At 67.7% G+C, this 1,001-nt stretch carries 1 protein-coding gene; it reads left to right on the forward strand.

The genetic code is table 11. The features are described 5' to 3' along the window. The coding region (locus C2134_RS19745; protein ID WP_146042231.1) for a PA14 domain-containing protein at positions 1-1,001 on the forward strand (1,001 nt) is incomplete at both ends.

Here is a 1,001-nt window from a genome sequence, read left to right on the forward strand (position 1 = left end):
AGCAACCCGGCCGTCAGCGCCAGCTACGCGGGTGGCGTGCTGAGCCTCGGCATTCCCGAACCCGCCAACGGCCAGGCCGTCAGCGTGTCGGCGACGCAAACCAACGCCTTGGGCAATGTCTCCGCCGCCGGCGCGGACAGCGGCACGCTGGATGTGGTGCCGCCGGACACCCCGGCCATCAGCTTCCAGCCCAATGGCCTGACCGCCCTGCTGTACGGCCTCAACGACAGCCATATCTCCAGCCCCGTCAGCGGCCAGACCGCGCTGTCCACCGTGCTGGCCGACCTGGCCAACCACAGCCCCACCGCCAGCTTCATCGCCACCGCCTTGAACTTTGGCGATCAGAACGGCGTCTGGCATGGCAACACCGACTTCGGCAACAACCTCGGCAATTCGCTGGCCAACCTCAACGCCTTCCTCGGCGGCAATGCCTCCAATCTGCAGTTGGCCAGCGGTTACGGCGTCACCACCCAATCGATCCTGACCTTGAACGGCGCCTTCAATGCCGCCGCCGGCAATTACACCCTCAACGTCAACGCCGACGATGGCTTCCAGATCATCGTCGACGGCCAGGTGGTCAGCCAGTTCGCCGGCAATGAGGCGCAGACCGAGCACGATGTCGCGCTGACGCTCGGCGCCACCGCCGGCAATCTGCACGCCATCCAGATCGTGTTTTGGGATCAGGGCGGCAACGCCGTGCTGCAGGTCGGCCTGACGCCGGCGGGCGCCCCGGCCGGCTCCGCGCCGACGCCGCTGACGCTGTCGTCCAGCACCTTGGTCGGCAGCGTGACGCTGGACAGCAATGACCAGCAGGCGCTGAGCAACCACGGCAGCCTGACGGTGACAGAAGGCGCCAGCCAGTTGCAGCTGGCGCTGAACGCCAACGGCCAGCTGGTCGATGGCAGCGGCACGGTCTACGCCTACCAGAACGGCGTGGTCTATCTGCCGCTGAGCGGCAGCGCCGCCACGCTCGCCGCCACCGTCACCGACGGCGTCGGCAA

The organism is Chromobacterium sinusclupearum, assembly GCF_002902845.1.
GTDB classification, from domain to species: Bacteria; Pseudomonadota; Gammaproteobacteria; order Burkholderiales; family Chromobacteriaceae; genus Chromobacterium; species Chromobacterium sinusclupearum.